Below are 19,812 nucleotides of genomic sequence, written 5' to 3' on the forward strand. Positions count from 1 at the left end.
TTAGTAAAGCGCATTATACATATGAATCGTAAATTCTGTCTCGCGATATGGTATGACTTTATCGTCGTCCACGGTTAGCATTTTCAACTCACAAGTTTGCCCTGTTGGATAATAGTTTTCTACAAGGTTAAATATAAGTTGCTCCGTACGTTCATGGTTTTCACCAACCAAATTAAACGTCCATTCAACTTGGTTCGAAATTCGCTCACCATTCAGGTAAAACGCAGCTCGAATTGTACGTGCCATATATTCTTGTGAAATACTTTGTTCTTGATATATCGGCACTTGGATACGGAAACCTGTGATTACACGTTTTGGCATGGCCACACAGATTTCAACAGGAGCCGCTTGTGAAGTACGACGATAATCAATTAGTGGCACAATGACTTCTTGAGGTGTTGCACCGCCGTGTACAAACTGTAATCCACCACCGCCAATAAAACGGTTTACTCCTTTAGCTATCACTTTTTCAATACCTTCTAATGTTGAAAAACCATCTGGTACATTAATAGCCCCATCATCTGTTAGTAGTTTATGACCAACAGCAAAGCGACGATTCGAATCAATAATGTCACCTTTAACACTCACTACTTTAATATCATTTTCAATTTTTGGATACTGATAAAGGAATCCGTGATCTGCTGTTATAAAAATTCGTTTTGCTTGCCATTTAGATAACCGATCAACAGCAGTTGATAATTCTTTTATTGCTCGTTCCGCAGCTATATAAGTATCTCGTTCCGATTTTGCAGAATCACCTGCTGCATCGATTACATCATGATATAAGTAAACGAGACGTTTTCCTTTTAAATTTTCATCTACTGTCGCTCTTGACCAATCTAATAAATCAGTTAAACGATAGGCAATTGCTTCTGGATGAGCTGCTTGTAGAATTTTAGTGCGATTTGCTAATCCATTTGTAGGTTCATCATCTGCTAATACTGTTCCATTTTCAGTAATCGCTAATACTTTATGCGGTAATAATGAAGCCATACCCAATTGTGTATATGTTGGCATATTCGCAACTAACGGACTGATAGAGGCAACTCCATTCGAACGTAAATTTAACCGAGATACTAATTCTGCCCCTACTTCATATCGTACTGCATCCGAAATTATCACAAATACGCGTGTTGATTCTTTATCAAGAATGGGCTGAACAACTTCTTTATAAAATTTAACCTGTTTCGGCAACTTCCCTACTTCTGCATTTTCTAAAAGATAATTGGTCTCTTGGGCTATCTTCAACAAGTACTTATTTTCATACCAGTTTGTTAATTGCTCAGCTAGTTCTTCAAGCATTTCTTTATTTTCTAATTGCATAAACCCTGTCATAAAGCGTCTATAAGCTTGATCAATTAAGTAAAGTTCACTTGTGTATTGGACGTATAAAGCCTCACGAGTATCATATTGTTTCAAGTACATTTTATACTTTGTCAAATCAACTGCATCTATCATTACATTTAACACGCTTCGGATTCGTTCATTTCGTTTCGCCCAATGCATCTTCAAACGTTTATTCAAAATTTCTTTCCAAGCATCAAAATTGGATGTTTGATGAAGAAGTTCCGTTATTAACTTGTTTATCAATAAATAATCTATAGCAGGGAAAGTTGAAACATCAGCAAATTGTTCTATAGGACGTTCACGCAACACATCTACAATCGAAAAATTTTGTTCGATTTCCTTCATATAATTTTCTATGACTTCTACATCGGTTTCTTTTGTATGTAGCCAATCATCAATAAATAAAGCACATACATTTCCACGAGTTGTTTCATATTTCTTTTGTAATGACTTTTCTTCCAATTGGGCATGACGTTGGAAATGAGCATATAATACATTCTCCATTAAATACTGCAAGGTCAAATCATTTGAATGCAAACCAAAATATTTCGAAATATGCTCCCACATACGATTCGTGCTAAACCGTTTTGATATGGCTTTATATACTTCATTTGTTTCTTCTTGTAAGCCACGCAACAATAAATGGCGAGTAATCTCTTCCATATTTGTAATGGATGCGCCTGTAAGAACAGCTAACATAGCATACTCTATATCACGTTCGCTAGCATTTGGCGGTACTACTTTCTTTAACTTATGTTTACGCTCCGCACTCTTAAAAAAGTCTCCATATTCCTTAATCAAAGGTCTAAAAATGGCATCACTTACCTGCAACTGCTCTGCAAGTAAAGCATTCGTATCAGCTTTAAACTCTGTACCGTAAAGCTCCATATCCAGTAAAAAGTTGTCTTCTATCGCTGGTTTTGCAAAATCAGCATATAATAAAAAAGAATCCTTTTTCTTTTCCAACTCGATTTCTAATTTAAGCGTAAAGAAATTATTACGTGTTAATTGGCGGATTTGAATTGGTTGTTCTGCTAGTGTTTCTTCTAAATCAGAAACAGTATATTCTCCATGCTCGTCATACCAAAAAATAACCGTGCGCGGCTTATTTTTTTTATATAGCTCGTCATCTATTCGCTCTTTTAACAGATCAATGACATTCATTGTGTCACCTCATTATGAATATTTGCTAATATATTTTATTATACCTTAATAAGAAACAAGCCTCCTTGCAATGTAAGAAGGCCCTGATTATTTATTTAATCTTCGCTAATACACCTTTACCACCACGATAGAACTTCTCATAGTTCACATTTACACCATAGTCTAGATCAATTTCAATCTCTTCGTTAGCTATTTCAGATAAACGTTTATCAAACTCTCTTAGCTCATCCATTTTCTTTTCAAAAGAAGTTTTTTCTGCTGTTAGCTTTTTCTTCTCACTTGCTGATAAGTTTGGATTCACTAAACGATTATCTAAATCAGTAATTTCATTTTGATACTTGGCTTGAATTTCTTGCAATTGCTCAAAACGAATCGTAGCCATCGTATCTTGCTGATAACGATGCATATAAATCATCGTACGTAATCCCTTTTGTCTACCAGAATCCACCAACCAATAAAATGGACACTTTTGATATATCTTACAATGATCTGCAAAAAACTCATCCAAGAAATAACGACGCAAACGTGTCTCCGCATCTTCACCTTTTTTAATCTCAAGAGCTTCTGCTAACCAATGAATATTTTCATCAACTGTTTCTTGAGAGAATGCAACAGAAAGAAATTCACGTAAACGAAGGATGATATCGTTTTCGAAATAGGCTAATTCAGTAAATTGGACTATACCGTTTTTGTTTGGTATGAATGATTTATAAACACCTTCATCCCATTTCCCACCTGCATAAGCTAACCCTTCCGAATCTAGGTTATATCTACCAACCAAACACCCTATAAAGTAAGATAAGAAGCTTTTTGTTTCCCTTAATATATCAGCTTTATGAATTGAAATATCTTTATCATCGACATCAGGTATTAACTCATCTTGTAAACTGTAAACATCAATGAAAATACGGTTTAGTTCTTCCTCATTGGATTTCAGTTGATAAAATTGTGATTCAGTAAATTGTGACCACTTTTCAAACGCATCTTCAAGAGTAATTGCTAGTTCATTCAATAAAGGATGCTTCTTATAATCCCATGATGTTTCAAAAGAATCCCAATTAGATTTGGATATTGTAATATTCTTATTAACTATTTCTTCTACATTCAAAAAATATCGACTTTCTTCTATATAGGGCATATTTAAAACATCTTTTATATTATTATTAAGAGTTGGATTTAATGCACGTAGTAATGTTTGTGCTACTTTTGTGTTCAAAAACCCTAAAACATACTTAATTTTACTATCGTCATTAAATAATATTGTTGCAGCAGCTTTATTAAAGGTTAAGTTACAGTCAAGAAACCTTACCCCAAAATTTGGGTTGGTAGATACTAATGACCATGTCACTCCATTTCTAAACAAAATATTATCTTTGGGAAATCGAGAAATTTTATCTTTTTTATAATGATTTATAGACTCCTTTTTCCAACTTACTACTTTATCGATATTTCCATACCATCTTCTAAATTCGCCGCCTTTAGCGTGTAAAACCCAATCAGATTTAGGAGATATTTTTGGAGCCTCTACTTCCCATAAAAACCTTAAATATTTATCATTATTTCCGGTTAGAATTTGTCCATCTGAAAATGCTATATTACTTATTAGATTATTTTTGAATGTGTTCATTATCTTAGTACTCAGCCAATATACAATAGGACTACTTGGTATATTCTTAAAATTATCTTGATTGAATGTATATCGATAAGGAACCGATGAACTATTTACAGCTTTTAGAGCATGTAATTTTTTATTTTCTGCAATTTTCTGATCTACTAATCTTTGATAAATACCATTTGTGTTTCTTATTAATGGAGTTCGTAAAACAAAAGTTGTTGTTTGAACAACTTCTCCGCCTATTTCTTCAAAAGCTCTCGGACCTAGATGTAACATAGTATCGATAAATTTAGTGAGTATAATTTTCTCTCTTAATTTTTCAAAACTCGATAAAAACATCCATGAATGTTGATTAATTGCTGCATAAAATCCATTGGATTTTAAATAAAAATCTACTTCCATAAATACAGCAAATAAATCTGCTTTAGAATCAGGATAATATTTCTTTAGAAAGTCCCCTAATTCTTTACTCATACTACCTGAACCCATATATGGTGGATTCATTACCAATACATCATATTCATTTCGCATGATTTTCGTTTGCTGAACTAAAGCAGGCAATACTTCTTTTGCGATATCATGCTGCTCCCCATAGAATAAATCTTCTGCAGGATGATTTTGAATATGTTCAAGACGTTTCTTGATAAATGTAATATCCCGTACTGTAATATTGATTAAAGAACCATAAATTTTCGCATTTTCATATTGATTAAAGAAGGCTTTTACTTGGTTATATCGATCACCCTTTTCTTCCTGAGCAATATACGCTATGACGCTATCTGAGATATGATTGGTTTCTCGAATTGAAGCTAAATTCAGCTGAATCCCTTCCCTTTCAACACTACGCAAGAATCGACGGGAATAGGTAGCAGCTTTCATGACGACTGCAAATGCTGCTAATTGATATGCGCGGTCATCAATATCTAATCCATATAAATTGTTTTCTATGATTAATCGTGGAATGTCACGTTCTGGATATCCACACTTTTCATAAATCTGATGGAATAATTCAAATGCATAAACTAAAATATGTCCACTTCCCATTGCAGGATCAAGTAGTTTAATATCCTCTACTCTTAATTCTTTATTCACATATGGAGCAATTTTCTCATGGAAATCCTCTTCTTCATGCTTAATGAAGTATTCCCAATTACTGATTAAATCTTCATCTTCTCTATGTGCCTCAGTCCAATAGCGACCAAGTGAGTTCTGTACCATATACTGCACGATCCACTTTGGTGTAAAGAGTTGTGTTGCAAATGGAATTTCTTCTTTTTTATATTTGCTTTTTTGCGCAAATACTCGTCCCTTTTCTTCTGCGATGTAATATTGATACAACCAACCAATCACTTCAATTTCATCAAAACTATTGGTTAATTCATCATTTTGAACAAGTACCTTAATGACTGATTCTGCATCAAGTAAAAATTCTGGCAGTAAAAGCTCCGTATAACCTTGAATTTGTTCAAATAGGAATGGCAAAATACTATTTAATGTATTACATTGTGCAATAAATAACTTGCGATATGCACCTTCTATATCACCTGCATCTAATAATTCACGAATTTCTTCTTGTTTTATTGGTAAATCCATTGTTTCATATTCAAATAAAATATCAGGATCTACTCGTCCAACACTACTTGACAAAACATTTACTTTTTCAGGTAAGTAATCATGTACTTCCATATAACGAATGGCAATAATACGGTTAAACCATGTATAAGAAACCTCTTCAACTAACTGCTTATAACCTTTTTGTTTAAGCTGATTCTTTAATGAGTTGAATGCTGGTTTCATATAAAGGGGATATGGCTTATCATTAATCATTATTTGCCCAAATTGTTCTTGAATTTCTAAATCATTCTTTTCATCAATACCGTACATTAGTGCCTTTGTTTTTACTTGATCGATTAATTGACGACGTGATTGAATGGCAAAATTTTTCAATTCCGTTTTATTCACTTTTTCCACCTCATAACAACAATGGAAGAAAAAGCCCCTTCCAATGCCTACAATTCAATTTTTAATGTATTTTCTTTTAGTTCTTTTAATAACTGAGTTCGTAACTCTTCTAATACAGCATCTAAGTCAGATTGTGTTTCGATGCTTGTATGTGAAATCATGCTTTTAAATTCTCTTGAAGAAATAACTTTTGTTCCTTTTTCACGTACAACCGTGACAGACGGGTCTGGTGTTGGTGGTTTTAATTGTAATAATTCTTTTTCTTTACGTTTTGCTTCTTCTTGAATTGTTTCTGTTACTGTACGCAGTTTCGTCAAATTCATTTGATTCGTTATTAAGCTATTACTATTAAGAATTTCTTGTTGCAACATTTTGAAGTTCTGCATTCTATCATTTATTAGTTCAGTAATGATTTCATTATTTGAATAATAATCTTTTAAATCATCTATCTTTTTCTCTAATTGTGTAATTTGACTTGCAAGACCTTGTTTTTGCTCTGTTACTTCTTCTTGAATTGCTTGATCGAGCTTTTCAATTAAGCTAGGTAATTGCGGAATTTCACTATATGGTGATGCTTTTGTTAAAATGTCGGTTATTTTTTTCTTTAGCAGGTTTACCTTTTCTGATTGAGTGTAACGTAAATCATTTTGTACTTGATTTAAAAACGCTACTGCCTCATCAAAACGTTCAATCGGCGCTTTTAAATAGAAACCAGTTAATTGTTCAATCGTTTCTTGCCAATCGTATAAATCATCTTCGGCATCAATAAATGCCTTTACAAGTTGTTCTGGTTCTCTAATTTGTGTTACTCGAAGTATATCGATTTTTAGAGAATTAATTTTTGTCCCTTCAGGATATGCAAATTCAGAAGATAAAGCTTTCTTTCGACGGTCATCGATCTCGTTTAATGGATCAATAAAATACTTCCCTATTGCAGTTTGAATTGCATTCGCCAACTCTTGATAAGAATCTCCAATATCCATTCGTCCAAATAAATCCTTATATAATCCAGTGAATTCACGGCGCACTTTTGGATCTACTTCAATTTCAGGAATCACACGGATTTTATCTCGCTCTGTTGTTCGAGCAAGTTTATCATAAAATTGAGGTGAAGTCGTTTGTGTGAAGTGTTCATCTGCAATCATTAACTTTACTTTACCGGATTGCATTAATGCTAGGACAATGCCAATTGAATCGTAGTCACTCCAGCCATAAGGGATCTGATTATATTTATCAATAAATTCCTTTAACGATGGTTTCTGATGCATACGAATGAGTTCATCTAAATGGCGTAATACTTCATTATAAGCTTTTACATTACCTGTTTCACCTAGTAAATCATTTGTAATACCTTTCTCAGCTAGGTTTCTCCATTGTTCTTTGAAAGTTTTCATTTGAATTGGTTCATCAATGTATTCTAAATACTTATAAGTATTTTGGATTAACATATCAAAAGCATCCGAAACTTGCTTTTCAAAATTACCTCGGAAGATACGCTCCTGCATTTGAATGAAGAATATTGCTTCTTCACAAGCTTTTCGTAATAATTCTTCTGCCTTTACCTCGTATTCACCAATACTGTCCATTTTCGCATCATAAATACGATGCTGTGCCTGCGTTGTACTTGGATTACGTTTTAAATTCACATAACGACGTATTTGTTCAGAAATACGAATGGCTTCTTCTGCTTCTGCAATTAATTCCTCATTTAAATAAATAACCATTTGTCCTTCTATTGCCTGTAAAGCAGCTTCTGTAATAGTTAACCCACCCGTAATGACTTGCATCGTTAACGGATACTTCATATTCGTTTTTGAATAATTATCAAAGCGTTTATTGTAATCAAATAGCATTACCTTTTGATAGTTATATTTAGCATTTGGATACATTTTCTCAAAAAATGTATCACCCAATCTTTCTTTTATCTTGATAGCATTAACATCAACATTACGAATTTCTTTATTTATTTCTTGCTCTTCATCTGATAAAAATGAATACGTACCATCTGCGTGCTTTTCAATAAACATCGTTTGCTCCAGCCGGTTTAACGATTCTTTAATCAAAAGTTCATTTTTCTCAGTCTGAATACTTTCTAATAACAGTGTTGAAATATTATTTGGTGTTGCTTTAATGTGGTCTATTCCTTTAATCAAATACAATACTTTTAATACATCAACATCATATTCAACAAGACCTTCCGAATTTTTTGCTCGGTTTTCAGCTCTCGAAATTGTCTGAACGATAGCTGATTCTAAATGTTGACGAATTGTTGTATAAAACTCCGCCATTGTTACTAGATTACCTAACTCTACGTGGCCATTATAGATCGCTGCTTCTTGGAAAGCTTTTAATAATGAACGTTCCCCTCTAGAAGCGTAAGAACTTCCTTCACCATGTATACCAATTTTCTCTAAAACAGCTTGCAATAAATCCACTTGATAAGGTACAAATGGATATGTTTCAACAAATTCATTTGTTGAACGATAGCCTGAGCGATATTGTGTTCTATCTTTATCAAAAGAAAGACGATTACGAATTAGTTGCTCATTTGGTTCAAAAATGGACTCTAATGTTTTCGAAGCCGTTTCTGTCTTTTCTAATAATCGGCGTTTTAAAACTTCGTCTGTATCTGAACTCGATAAATTAATCCGTGTTTCAAATCTTCCTTGAATTTTCGAAAAATCTTTTGTATTGGCTGAATTCATATTAGAAACGTCTTTAATCTTTTCCTGAGAAGTAACTGCAATCCATGCTTGTCCCATTGCAGCAGCACCAATTTCTTCTACAGCGTTTTGTAAATCAAGCATAAGGTTATTATCTGTACCGATGTATTGACCAACTTCATCAATTAAAAAGATTAAGCGATAATCGGAGCCTTTAGATTTACAATATTGTGCAACAAGCTCACCTAACTGAACAGCTGAAATCGAAAATTCCTTCTGTGCTGATTTTACTAGGAAATCCGCCGTTTCTTTTTCATAGCCAATTTCACAAAGTGCAGCAATAATTTTTGCATATCTCAAGCGGAATTTAGTACGGAAATCTTGCCATTTTTCGTTATGCAACTCTTCAATTTTCGAACAAAAAGCATCATATTTTTGGTCACTAGCTAGTTGTCGTTCGAAATCCGCTACCCATAGCGTATTGGAATAACCTAAATGTTCATTAAAAATACGTAAGATGATTTCGATAATACTTTCTTTCGTACCACGTGCTGCACTGGCTCCTGCTTCAGAACCAACATTAAATAACAATGCATCTGAGGGTTTTGATTCTATTCGAGACATTGTATCTAAAAGTGCGGTATCAGAAACTTTATCTTTAAAGTATTCAAATGGCGTTTTTTTTCCGACTTTCTTACCATCCAATAAGTAAGATAAAATTTTAAGGAAATGTGATTTACCGGAACCGAAGAAACCAGAAATCCACACACCCACATTTTTCGTCGGTGTTGAATACGCCTTCTCATAATTTTTATAAAATCCTTTTAAGCTATCTAAAATTTCTGCTGTCACAACGTATTCTACTAACTCGGTTTGAATTGTATCTTCATCAATTTGACCTGCTTGTACAACACCATTGATCGGTCGGTCAATTTTCTTCTCAAAAATCTCTTGAATAATCATTGTTCCTACTCCTTATGAAATCCTTGTAATTTGGTATTCATCTTCATGTCGAAATTTGTTAAATAGACGTAAATCTACTCCTGAAAAATACCCCGGATAAAATAATATAAGCGGTGTTCTAAATGCATGGTTAGATAGTTTTTTAAGTAAATGACTGGAGCGAATAAATGGATGTACTGTTCCTACACCTGTTATAAAAATCAATTCCACGGTATCCGCTTTTTCAATGAATGCGTTCACCAACAAATCTTGATCTTCTAAAACAGTTTGAATAGCTTGAGATAGTTCCACATAGCCTTCTTCTTCAGCAATAACGATTAATTCTTCTAAATCATCTTCAAACAAGCTAATAAGAAATTCAAAAAGATTGATTTCTTTTATATTTAATGTTGTCCGCTTTAATAATCCTTCAACATATATACGTACTGTTAATTCATCTTCAGCCGGATAATCAAAAACAAAATGTGGAATTTCACTGCCAATCCCTTTTGGTGTCGTAAACCCTTCTTCATTTATACGTTCTTCCAATTGTTCTAATCGTTTATATATGGTCACTCTTAACCACCTGCCTTTAATGTTATTAATGCCTTTAACAAAACGTCCTGTTCTTCAGCATACTGTTTAAGAGCTTGACTCACATGTAAAGGAGAGACTTTGTACTCCTTTTCTACTAATTCAATCATACTACTTTCTCTGTAAAATAATAGAAGAGTACTGTTGATTTTCTTTTTTGTAGCTATATGCCAATTTGCGATTTTCTCTGATTGTTGTTCCTTTTCTTCCATGTAAAAATTCATATCTGAAACCTGTAAAGTTCCATTCTTATGTTGATATCGATAAACAATCAATTCATAGAAATTTTCGTAGGCAAATCGATAACATGTAAGAAAGCTATATAATAATAGCACTTTTTGATCAGAATTGGTGCCATTGAAATAGTATTTAGATAATGTTGGATATAATGTCTTTGCTCTGCGATAAACCATTTGAAACCTTTTACTAATAGCCGACTCACTTCTTAACAAAAAAACATTATCCTCAATTACTTTACTTCTAATTTCTATGCGGCTAAAACCTTTGTGAAGTTGTTCTAAAACATATTCAATTTCCTTTTGGAACCATCCTTCGCTCGTAAAACCAGCTGAATATTCCATTAAAAATCCCTCGTTTCAAAATCACTATGAAAACGTATCAATAAATTCCATTTTTTATGAATTGACTTATTATTTTATAAGCAAATTAAGCGGAAGTTCTCACTTCTCAACTTTTTTATATTAAATTTGTTTACTCCTGTACAATGGTACTTTATATAAGTTCCTTTTCTATAATTTTCTCTGCCCGTTTTTTCTTGTTAGCTCGTACAAGCGTAGATACTGAAATACCTGTCATATCTTCAATTTGCTTATACGAATGTTTTTCTAGTAAAGATAAGGCATGATTAATTTGCTGCTTTGAGTATTTTTTTGGCCTTCCCTCTCGGAAATCAGGATTCTGCTTGGCCAACATTTTTCCTTCTTGGGTTCGTTCTACAATCATATCTCTTTCAAACTCAGCAAAGGCTGAAAAAATCGTAAAAATTAGACGACCGGTTGGTGTATTTTCAATAATGCCCATATTTAGTACATGAACTTTAATATTCCTATTAAATAAATCTTTAATGATTTCTAGAGCATCCTGTGTACTTCTGGCAAAACGATCTAGCTTCGTAACAACCAACGTATCTCCTTCTTGTAAAATGTCTATCAATTTCCGGAATTCAGGTCTCTTTTTATTTATCCCCATATATTTTTCTGAAAATATTTTGTTACACTTCTCTTTCTTCAACTGCTGGAGTTGAACTTGTAAATCTTGATGAATCGTACTCACCCTTGCATAACCATACTTCAAGGAAAATCACCTCTTTTCGCCTATTTGCGAGATGCACTTATGAACATAAGTATTGATTAAGCTTGATAACCCCATTTTACTGTACTAACATAACATGTTCAATACTTTGAAGTTATGACCAATCTAAATATATTAATCTTCTTTTTATCATCCGTTATATAATGTGAAAAACGGACATACAATTTTTAGGTAAATTATGACGTTTAAATAAGAAGGGGGACGGAAAAGTGAACAGAAAAAACAATAGAAGCAGCAAAGGAAACACTATGACCGAAAATCAATATTTAAAGATGTTGAAAAACATCACGGAAGAACCTCTAAGAAAACTAAAAGAAGAGGGAGAGAAGGATCATTATGATTATGTTTTGGAGAACGGACTTCGGGATTTTGACGAATATCCAGTTACATACACTTTGTTTGATTGTCTAACTTCCAGTGGATTCTGCTTATGTGGGTCTAAGATGCAATTCAAGCATTGTTGCGAGCAAAGAGCCAAAGTATTAGTAGAAGATCTCTTACAAGCTAAATATGCTGGATCAATAGAAACAACCAAAAATCCTGAAAAGCTGCCAATGAGCTTTCATCTCTCACCTATTTTTGAACTTGAAGTAACATTAACAGAGCAGGATACAATTCTATTAAAAGAAATTATCCGGACACACCCAATAGTTGTAGATCATCTGTATCTTATCAGTGCCAAGAAGTTAGCAAAGGCTAGCTCAGAAAGTCCGTATGCACGGTATCATTACGACCTTATGGTTAGTTTCGAAGAAAATACCCCCTTCAATTTTCAAAAAGGAATTAAAGATGATACACCGTTAAATGAAACAGAGAAAGAACGGTATGTGTATGGGAAAACAGCTGTGCCTTCTCATCGACATACAATGCGGAAAGATAGTGTAAAAATCTTATCTACTCATCAATTTGTCCTACAGTAGAGAGCTAATAGATAAAATATGTTCTATATACTAGTCCTTGTGTCTCTTTATCTTGTTTCATACATAAAATAGAAATCAACTGTTATTAGTCCAAAAAAATTGTCGTAAATTCGAATTATTAATCATTAACAAAAGATCTTATAATACAGGTGTTGTATGCATTTTAGTCATTCTATATCGTAAAGGAAATGAAATTTTACAGAGACAATCATCAATCAAAAAAGATTACGACTAACTAGACATAAATAAAAAGAGAGTGCGATAATGGTAAATTTCGCACTCTACTTCTTTAAATACGATTTAAAATCTAGTGGGTATTTTTATTGAATGATTACATTTCCCACAAATAAAAGAACGATTATCTTTACTACTTTTGTTCATACAGTTATTACCACATTTAGGACAAATATCTCCATGCCTGTAAGAATTACTTTCTCGTGGTCCACTGCCACATGTAATACAAAGATAGAATCCATCTTTTTGTATTTTACTTTCACGGCTGTCAATTAAAGAATTACATCCCCAACAATGGTTTAAATAGACATTCTGATCATGATGAAATCCATAGGTGCATGAAGCAATTGTCATACTATACGCAGCGAGATTCTTGGAATATTCAAAATTATTTTTCATAATTTGATTACAAGTAGTACACTTTAGTCTTGCTCGAATTTCATTTATTCGATTTATCCATCCTGCTAAGCGATTGACATATTGATGAGGTTGCTTTAAACCTGTAATAACTGGTGTTATTTGACAATAATTAAGGTACTCAAGTAACGACCAATCCTCCCAGTTGTTCTGTAAATCAGAATAAATTTGAGCACTATTCTTTCTATTTATTGTCCAATCATTTGTTATCTGTTGTTTGGTTGAATTTCTATAACCAAAAGAAAAATCATGAATTGTATAGTGGTTACACTCGACTGTTGAACAAGATCCTCTTGTCCTTGGACAATAAGCTCTATCCCCTTTTTTAATGCCATTACTAACTTGTTCTTGTGTTAACCAAGGCTTTCCCTCGCAATATGTTACAACCGCTTGATAACAACTAGGCAATAACCTTAAAATATTGATTGGGCCAGTAGTGTTAATAGCTTGGGATAAAATATCCTTTTGAATATAGTCGTGAGCCGTATTAAATACTTTAATCTTTTTATTTTCGTCTTGATGTTTTCCCCATAGCAATAATAGTAAAGCTTTAATCTGTAATTCCTTCTCCGACTCGCCCATTTTAATTAAACTGTCAAAATCCAGAGTTTTACCTTCCTTTGCTACTCGGTATAAGGATAAAACTCTTGCATATTTAGTAAATATTCTCCAGACATGTAATGGAGACTCTAAGAATTCATTCCAAAGCAAGTCAACTTGGCTCTTAGGCGGTAGATAAGCTATAAACGGTTTTTGCTTTTGATAAATTTCTGGGATGCTCTCAACAAAGTACCTTTTAGAATTAAAGCTTTGTTCCTCTGACAGCCACTTCTTTAATAGATTTATATTCTCTTCTGTAATTTGTATTGAATCAAGTAATGGAAGCTTTACGTTTTTTGGTGCATGTAACCAAAGCGGCTCTTTTTTCAACAAATGTTCCGGTACTAAACGCCACATAAAATCTGAAATAAAGCTATATTTCGTCAATACTCTTTGTAACTCTTCTAATAAATTCTTCTCAAGTTCTGGATAATTTTCTATTAATTTGACTAAGATTGGAATGTATGTTTGTTCCCTGTTTGATAGAGCATTCAAAATTTCCGGATTGTTCTTATAAACTTTTAAAGGGATTTCTTCCCAATTGTTCAATCCCGTTTCTTTTATGGATTGAATAAACTTTTCTTTCACTTGAGGTATTAAAGGACTATCTTGTGTCTTATAAAAATTAATACATCTCAACTTTGCTTGCTCAAGAGATACATACTGTTTAAGGTTTTTATAATGATTTAGAAACATCTTATCGTTTAAATAATTTAAAACGATATCTCTGTCTTTTGAATCCGTTAAAGTTTGAAGTCTTTTAATGATAAAAGGTAGTATTTCTTGATTATCTATTTTTTTTATATACTGCGGCATTGAATATTCCCATACCCAATTTAATGGATGCAGCGATAATTTATAAAGTGTATCTATATCTTCTTCTAAACTTAGCAATGTTACATTTTGTGCTTCTTCTTTACCTTTATGACTACCTATTTCAAAAGTTACTGCTACCCCTTCGTAAATACTTTTTAAGTCACAAAGTAATTGATTTTTATGAAGATATAAATCTGTAGATTGTTGTCTTGAAATAAAACCATACTGCAATTTTTTACCTAATGAATTTTCCCCGCCAAACCACTTTATTTTTCCTATTTCTCTCATCTAAAGCCATTCCCTTACAAAATTATCTAGGTACAACATTCAGTCTGATTGTTATTAACTATAAAACATGGAAAGTGCTTGAATTGCTCCTGTATTACCTTGTTTTGCTGCTGCTCGCCACCATTTTAACGCTAATCGTTGATTTTCAGGTACACCTCGCTCGTTAATATAGGATAGTCCTAAATTAAATTGCGCTTCTGAATTTCCTTTCTCAGCAGCAATATTAAACCATTTAACTGCTTCTTTATAATTTGTTGTACACCCAGTCCCAGTAGCGTAAAGAGATCCTAAAAGGCTTTGTGCATTCATATTATCCTTTTCCGCTTCCTTGACTAAAATATTAAAAGCCCTTCTAGGATCTCTTTTTGTTCCTATCCCTCTAATTAAACAATCTGCTAAGCTTATCTTTCCGTCTGTATCTCCATTATCAGTAGCTAATGAGAAATATTTAAAGGCCTTGTCACCATTTTTTTTCACTCCTACACCTTCAAAATACATAGTTCCTAATATATATTGCGCAGAAGCGATTTCTTGCATTGCAGCTTTCTCCATATAGGCGAATGCTTTATTTAAGTCCTTTTCCACATTAATTCCAAATCTATATAAAAGTGAAAGAACTATTTGACAATTACCGTTATTATCTGTATCAGCCATGAATTTTATATAATCAATTTGGGTATCATTCATTGTTTCAAGTGTTAACCCCTCTGTATCGGTTAACTCTAAATATTTATTTAAAATATTTAACATAGGATCGGGTCTTATCTCTGCCTTATTGTTTTTCGCATTTTGTTTTTCAACCTTTTTCTTATTACTCTTTTCTTTTTCCCATACTATGGCACGTAATGCACTAACAGACTGATCATCTCCAAGGTCAGCAGCAATTTGAAAATACTTTTGTGCTTTATCTAGATTTGCATCTGCTCCTTTACCGTGAAAATAAATAGACCCTAAGTTATATAAAGCATAAATATTTTTTTGCTCAGCTGCTTTCTCATAAAATTCAATTGCCTTTTCTTGATTTTCTTCTACACCCTGTCCCATTTGATACATGTATGCTATATTTGCTAATGCATCTGCATCTCCTGATTTTTCGAATAATTCAAAGGCTTTTTTGTAATCTTTTTCGACTCCTTGTCCTTCTCTATACATAATTCCTAGAAGACTTTGAGATGATGTATCGCCTTTATCTGCAGCACGGCTTAACCAATAAATTGATTTTTCATAATCAACAGCGAACCCTGACTTATCATTTTTATAGCAAATCCCAATAGTATGTTCTGCCGCTGTAAAACCTCCTTCTGCTGATAAAATTAACCATTCCTCTGCCTTTTTTATATTTTTTTCAACGATAATACCGTTATTAAATAAATTAAATAAAGAAAACCGGGAACTAAGGTCGCCCCGTTTAGCCTGCTGGTATAATTCCACAAACATACTTTGTTCTTCAGGAGTCGAATTTAACCGAAATGAAAAGTCAACTTTTCCTATACAACACTTTTTAAATTTTTCTCCACTACCACAAGGACATGGTTGATTCTTACTTGGTATACCACTAGCAAGATTGAGAAGAAATTGTTTTTCTTCTTCATCCTTTGATCTTTGTACAATGATTTTTATTTGTCTTTCATAAGATTCCGTGCTTTCCTCGGATAACAAATTATTAGAGGAATCTACAAAATATTTAAGTTTATGCTCTTTAAAAACTTCAAGTGGAACATCTGCTAATTTACTACGATCTTGAGTTAACAAAAAGCTTTGCAGGTTATTAAAATATATATCAATCTTTGGCATATCCTTATAATATTCTTTCCATAAAGGGAGAAGACGCTTAGCAGCTTCAAAGTCATGGATATTTGATAAGTCTGTAAAGGAAATCAAGCTGTGAGAAAATTCATCTAAAAACCGGTTTTCATCAAATCCTCTCTCTTTTAAGATTGCTACTCTCGTTTCTTTTGCTTTATTTAGGAATGAAAAATCCTTTGTAAATTCCTCCTTTTTTTCTTCCTCAAATCCCTCCCTTTCAATTCTTAGAAGCCAATAATAAACAAGTACCATCTGCCCAATTTCAACCTTATACAACTTAAAGAGGGTTACATTTAATCTTTCGAGAAAATGAAGCCTTGTTACTTCATCTTTTTCCATTAAAAATAATTCATAATATAAAAACATTCTTAGATTCAATGGTAAGAAGCTGATTTCTCTGGACATAATGCTTCTAAAACGTCCAATATAATAAGAAGCTACTTGATTTGATATCAGATTTTGTAAGTTTTTTGTTGTGCCAATATCAGAAAGTCGGTCAGTTTCTGACATAATATTTGAAAGTTCCGTTAGAATAAAGTTATAAAAAACTTCTTTTTTCTGATTATATAATTCTTTAAGATTCTCATCTTTTTTGTGGAGATTAGTTGCTGCCACAAACAAATAAGGTGAAAATTTGAGTAGTTCACTTTCTTTAGACGATATTTTAGAATATAGTAATCCTTTTTTAAATTTCTCTTGTCCTTTTAAATTCTCTTGCAAACTTTTATAAGCATTTATCTTTTCAAATAGCTTTTCAACATTAAACATTTTCTTTTTCTCCCTCTATAAGCATGTTAGTCAAATCATCAAGTATTAAGTCTATGTTCATTTTAGTAGTATGAAAAAGCTTTTCTCTGTATTGACTTTTAACTTGGTAATAAACAGAATGTTTTGATTGCGATGTGGAAAAAACTATATAATCTACCGCTTCCTGACTGAATTTGTTATTGAAATTTTCTAAAGAAGAGAATACTCGCAGATTTTTTAATTGATAGTACTCTTTTGCTTTTTGTTCTTGCTCATTTTGTTTTCCATCACCAATAAAAATAACAATACTTTTATTTACAATAGTTAACCGTTTTTGTAAACTAATGTCAGATTCCAATATTTTTTCCACTTTACTCCATTCTTGTCTAATTCTTTGCAGCTCAGTTCTTGTTTGATTTTCTTGTGCTTTGGACAGCTGAAGTAAAGAAATTTCCCTTTCCATTCTTTCATGTGATTCCAATAGCGACAAATACTCATTTTCCGGAATAGTACAAAGTTGAACTTCATTAAAGAAGTTTTTATTATTATGTGCATTTCCAGTTATGATGTTGTAGAACCATGCAACAGAGGTATCATAGTTATTATGGTCAACTTTTATAGCCTTCCCCTTTTCGATATGTGAATAGTTTTGATGAAACCAAGGTAGTAGGTATTCCAATAGCTCAATAGCATTTTTTTTGTCATTACTGAATAAATTAATTAATTGTTCTACGTAAGTTTCTGTTGAATATGTTAAATCGAACTCTATAAGTTTATTGTATTTACCTATCAAATCTGTTTCTAAGCTTTTTTCAATTAAATCCTTCAAATGTTTTTTATCCCATGTCAATTTCATTATCGAATAAATAAGTGACAAGTCCATCCTTCACACCTCAAATTGCAAATAATACACTAACATCCAGATTGTCAGTATGTTAATTTTGTATCTTGTCCTATGTGGGTATCTTTTCCTATTTTATCGGTACAAATTGCTATTATCTTTAACGACTACCATAAATCACTGAAATAAAAAAAGCCTATTCAAAAATATGAACAAGCTATCTTCCTATCAAGAATATAGTTTTGTAATTCGCTAAGTCTTTTTGACTCCTGTTCCATTTCTAGATTCTCTACTTCCTTTCTTATAATACTTCAATTAAAATCAGAGTATATTTAACTATAAGAGAAGAAGATATAAGAATTGGAGTTATGGCAGATAATTTTAGATACAATAGTGTTTCTTATAAATGACAAATATTTTATCTTAATAATAATCTGCCAATCTAGATAAGTCGTAATTCCATTCATTAATGGCATTGGCATACTTAATTTCTCCGTCTTGTTGTAATTTCCTTGTTTCAATTAACCCTGTAATAATTAGTACTGTACGATCTAACCCTAATTGTGGAATAGCTTTGTTTTTCAAAATATCCCATCTTTGATATCTTGATAAACCTGTAATTTTATATCCTAGTTTGTGTAGATCAGATTCATCGGAAAAATGCGATTCAAATTTAGAGTTTTCATCCTCATTTATTTTATTCGAATGTTCCTGATTGGCCTTATTTGAGTTATATTCTTCTAATAAAAGCTCCCAACTCTTATATTCATCCGCCTTAATTGCAACTAAAATCGTATCATCTGTAAAAGATTCAATTGAATTTTTTAACTCTTTTTGGAAGCTTAAAACATGATTTAATTCTTTATAGGATTTTTTATTAAACAACATTTGAAAAGCAATTTCTATCTCTAAGAACTTTTCTAGTTTTTTAGCTAGATAAATACTTAAAGTAACTTCAACTTTATATTTATCAAGGTTATTTGGTGTTTTGTTATACTTAATGAATGATTCATAAATACATTTTACATTTTTTAAATCATCTAATAACTCATTTGCTTTTGAAAATAGTGTTAAGTCCGTTGACCAATCAAATTTATTATTTATCACATCTTTTATTTTCTTGTACATACTGTCAATGTTATTTTTACAAGTTTGGTATTCCTCTTCATTATAATAAGAACGAACAAGACGAGAAAAATGCTTTTTAATTAACTTTATTACGATAACAAGGACCTCTTCTTTTACTCTAATGACTATCATCTTCAACAACACCTCTTTACATTACCTTCTAACATAATAAATATCGGTAAATTTATTAAGTATTTGAGTTTAGTCAATTTTATTTTTAAATACAATTATCTTAGCGTAGCCCATGATATGTAATCACACTGAATATTTTTAGTATGGTTAGCACATATTCAATTAAAATCGGAAGAATATTAAAAGCAGAGATAGACAATAAACTTAAAGAGAAATCCTTTTTATTTGGATGAAATGCTAGTTATATAAACAAAATGGACTCAG

At 32.2% G+C, this 19,812-nt stretch carries 11 protein-coding genes; 1 reads left to right on the forward strand and 10 read right to left on the reverse strand.

The genetic code is table 11. The features are described 5' to 3' along the window. The 6 genes from pglZ to V1500_RS11910 form a co-directional block, all read right to left on the reverse strand. Nucleotides 1–2,511 (reverse strand): BREX-1 system phosphatase PglZ type A, encoded by a 2,511-nt coding sequence (gene pglZ, locus V1500_RS11885; RefSeq protein ID WP_409305717.1) that lies wholly within the window; start codon nucleotides 2,509–2,511, stop codon nucleotides 1–3. Nucleotides 2,512–2,602: 91 nt separating this feature from the next. Beyond that, on the reverse strand, nucleotides 2,603–6,088 hold the full coding sequence (gene pglX, locus V1500_RS11890) for a BREX-1 system adenine-specific DNA-methyltransferase PglX (protein ID WP_409305718.1): 3,486 nt from the start codon (nucleotides 6,086–6,088) through the stop codon (nucleotides 2,603–2,605). 47 nt (nucleotides 6,089–6,135) lie between these two features. Then, nucleotides 6,136–9,714, reverse strand: a complete 3,579-nt coding sequence (gene brxC, locus V1500_RS11895; RefSeq protein ID WP_409305719.1) for a BREX system P-loop protein BrxC — start codon at nucleotides 9,712–9,714, stop codon at nucleotides 6,136–6,138. Between the two features lie 12 nt (nucleotides 9,715–9,726). Continuing rightward, the gene (locus tag V1500_RS11900) at nucleotides 9,727–10,269 is read right to left on the reverse strand and encodes a BREX protein BrxB domain-containing protein (protein WP_409305720.1); all 543 of its coding nucleotides are present in this window, start codon (nucleotides 10,267–10,269) and stop codon (nucleotides 9,727–9,729) included. A 2-nt stretch (nucleotides 10,270–10,271) separates the two neighbouring features. After that, a complete protein-coding gene (locus V1500_RS11905; RefSeq protein WP_409305721.1) occupies nucleotides 10,272–10,868 on the reverse strand; it encodes a BrxA family protein in 597 nt (198 codons plus the stop codon). A 151-nt stretch (nucleotides 10,869–11,019) separates the two neighbouring features. Further along, nucleotides 11,020–11,601, reverse strand: a complete 582-nt coding sequence (locus V1500_RS11910) for a recombinase family protein (protein ID WP_409305722.1) — start codon at nucleotides 11,599–11,601, stop codon at nucleotides 11,020–11,022. Between the two features lie 227 nt (nucleotides 11,602–11,828). Between V1500_RS11910 and V1500_RS11915 the strand changes: the two genes are divergently transcribed. Continuing rightward, nucleotides 11,829–12,539: a hypothetical protein gene (locus V1500_RS11915; RefSeq protein WP_409305723.1), complete on the forward strand. Its 711-nt coding sequence runs from the start codon at nucleotides 11,829–11,831 to the stop codon at nucleotides 12,537–12,539. A 300-nt stretch (nucleotides 12,540–12,839) separates the two neighbouring features. On the opposite strand, the gene V1500_RS11920 is transcribed toward V1500_RS11915, so the two are convergent. The 4 genes from V1500_RS11920 to V1500_RS11935 form a co-directional block, all read right to left on the reverse strand. After that, on the reverse strand, nucleotides 12,840–14,894 hold the full coding sequence (locus V1500_RS11920; protein ID WP_409305724.1) for a cold shock domain-containing protein: 2,055 nt from the start codon (nucleotides 14,892–14,894) through the stop codon (nucleotides 12,840–12,842). A gap of 54 nt (nucleotides 14,895–14,948) precedes the next feature. After that, complete coding sequence (locus V1500_RS11925; RefSeq protein ID WP_409305725.1) at nucleotides 14,949–17,468, reverse strand: SEC-C metal-binding domain-containing protein; 2,520 nt, start codon at nucleotides 17,466–17,468, stop codon at nucleotides 14,949–14,951. Continuing rightward, nucleotides 17,461–18,276, reverse strand: a complete 816-nt coding sequence (locus tag V1500_RS11930) for a hypothetical protein (RefSeq protein WP_409305726.1) — start codon at nucleotides 18,274–18,276, stop codon at nucleotides 17,461–17,463. Before V1500_RS11930 ends, V1500_RS11925 begins: the two co-directional genes overlap by 8 nt. A gap of 435 nt (nucleotides 18,277–18,711) precedes the next feature. Next, the gene (locus tag V1500_RS11935) at nucleotides 18,712–19,554 is read right to left on the reverse strand and encodes a hypothetical protein (RefSeq protein ID WP_409305727.1); all 843 of its coding nucleotides are present in this window, start codon (nucleotides 19,552–19,554) and stop codon (nucleotides 18,712–18,714) included. Nucleotides 19,555–19,812 lie beyond the last annotated feature (258 nt).

The organism is Peribacillus sedimenti, from assembly GCF_046237635.1.
Taxonomy (GTDB): Bacteria; Bacillota; Bacilli; order Bacillales; family DSM-1321; genus Peribacillus; species Peribacillus sedimenti.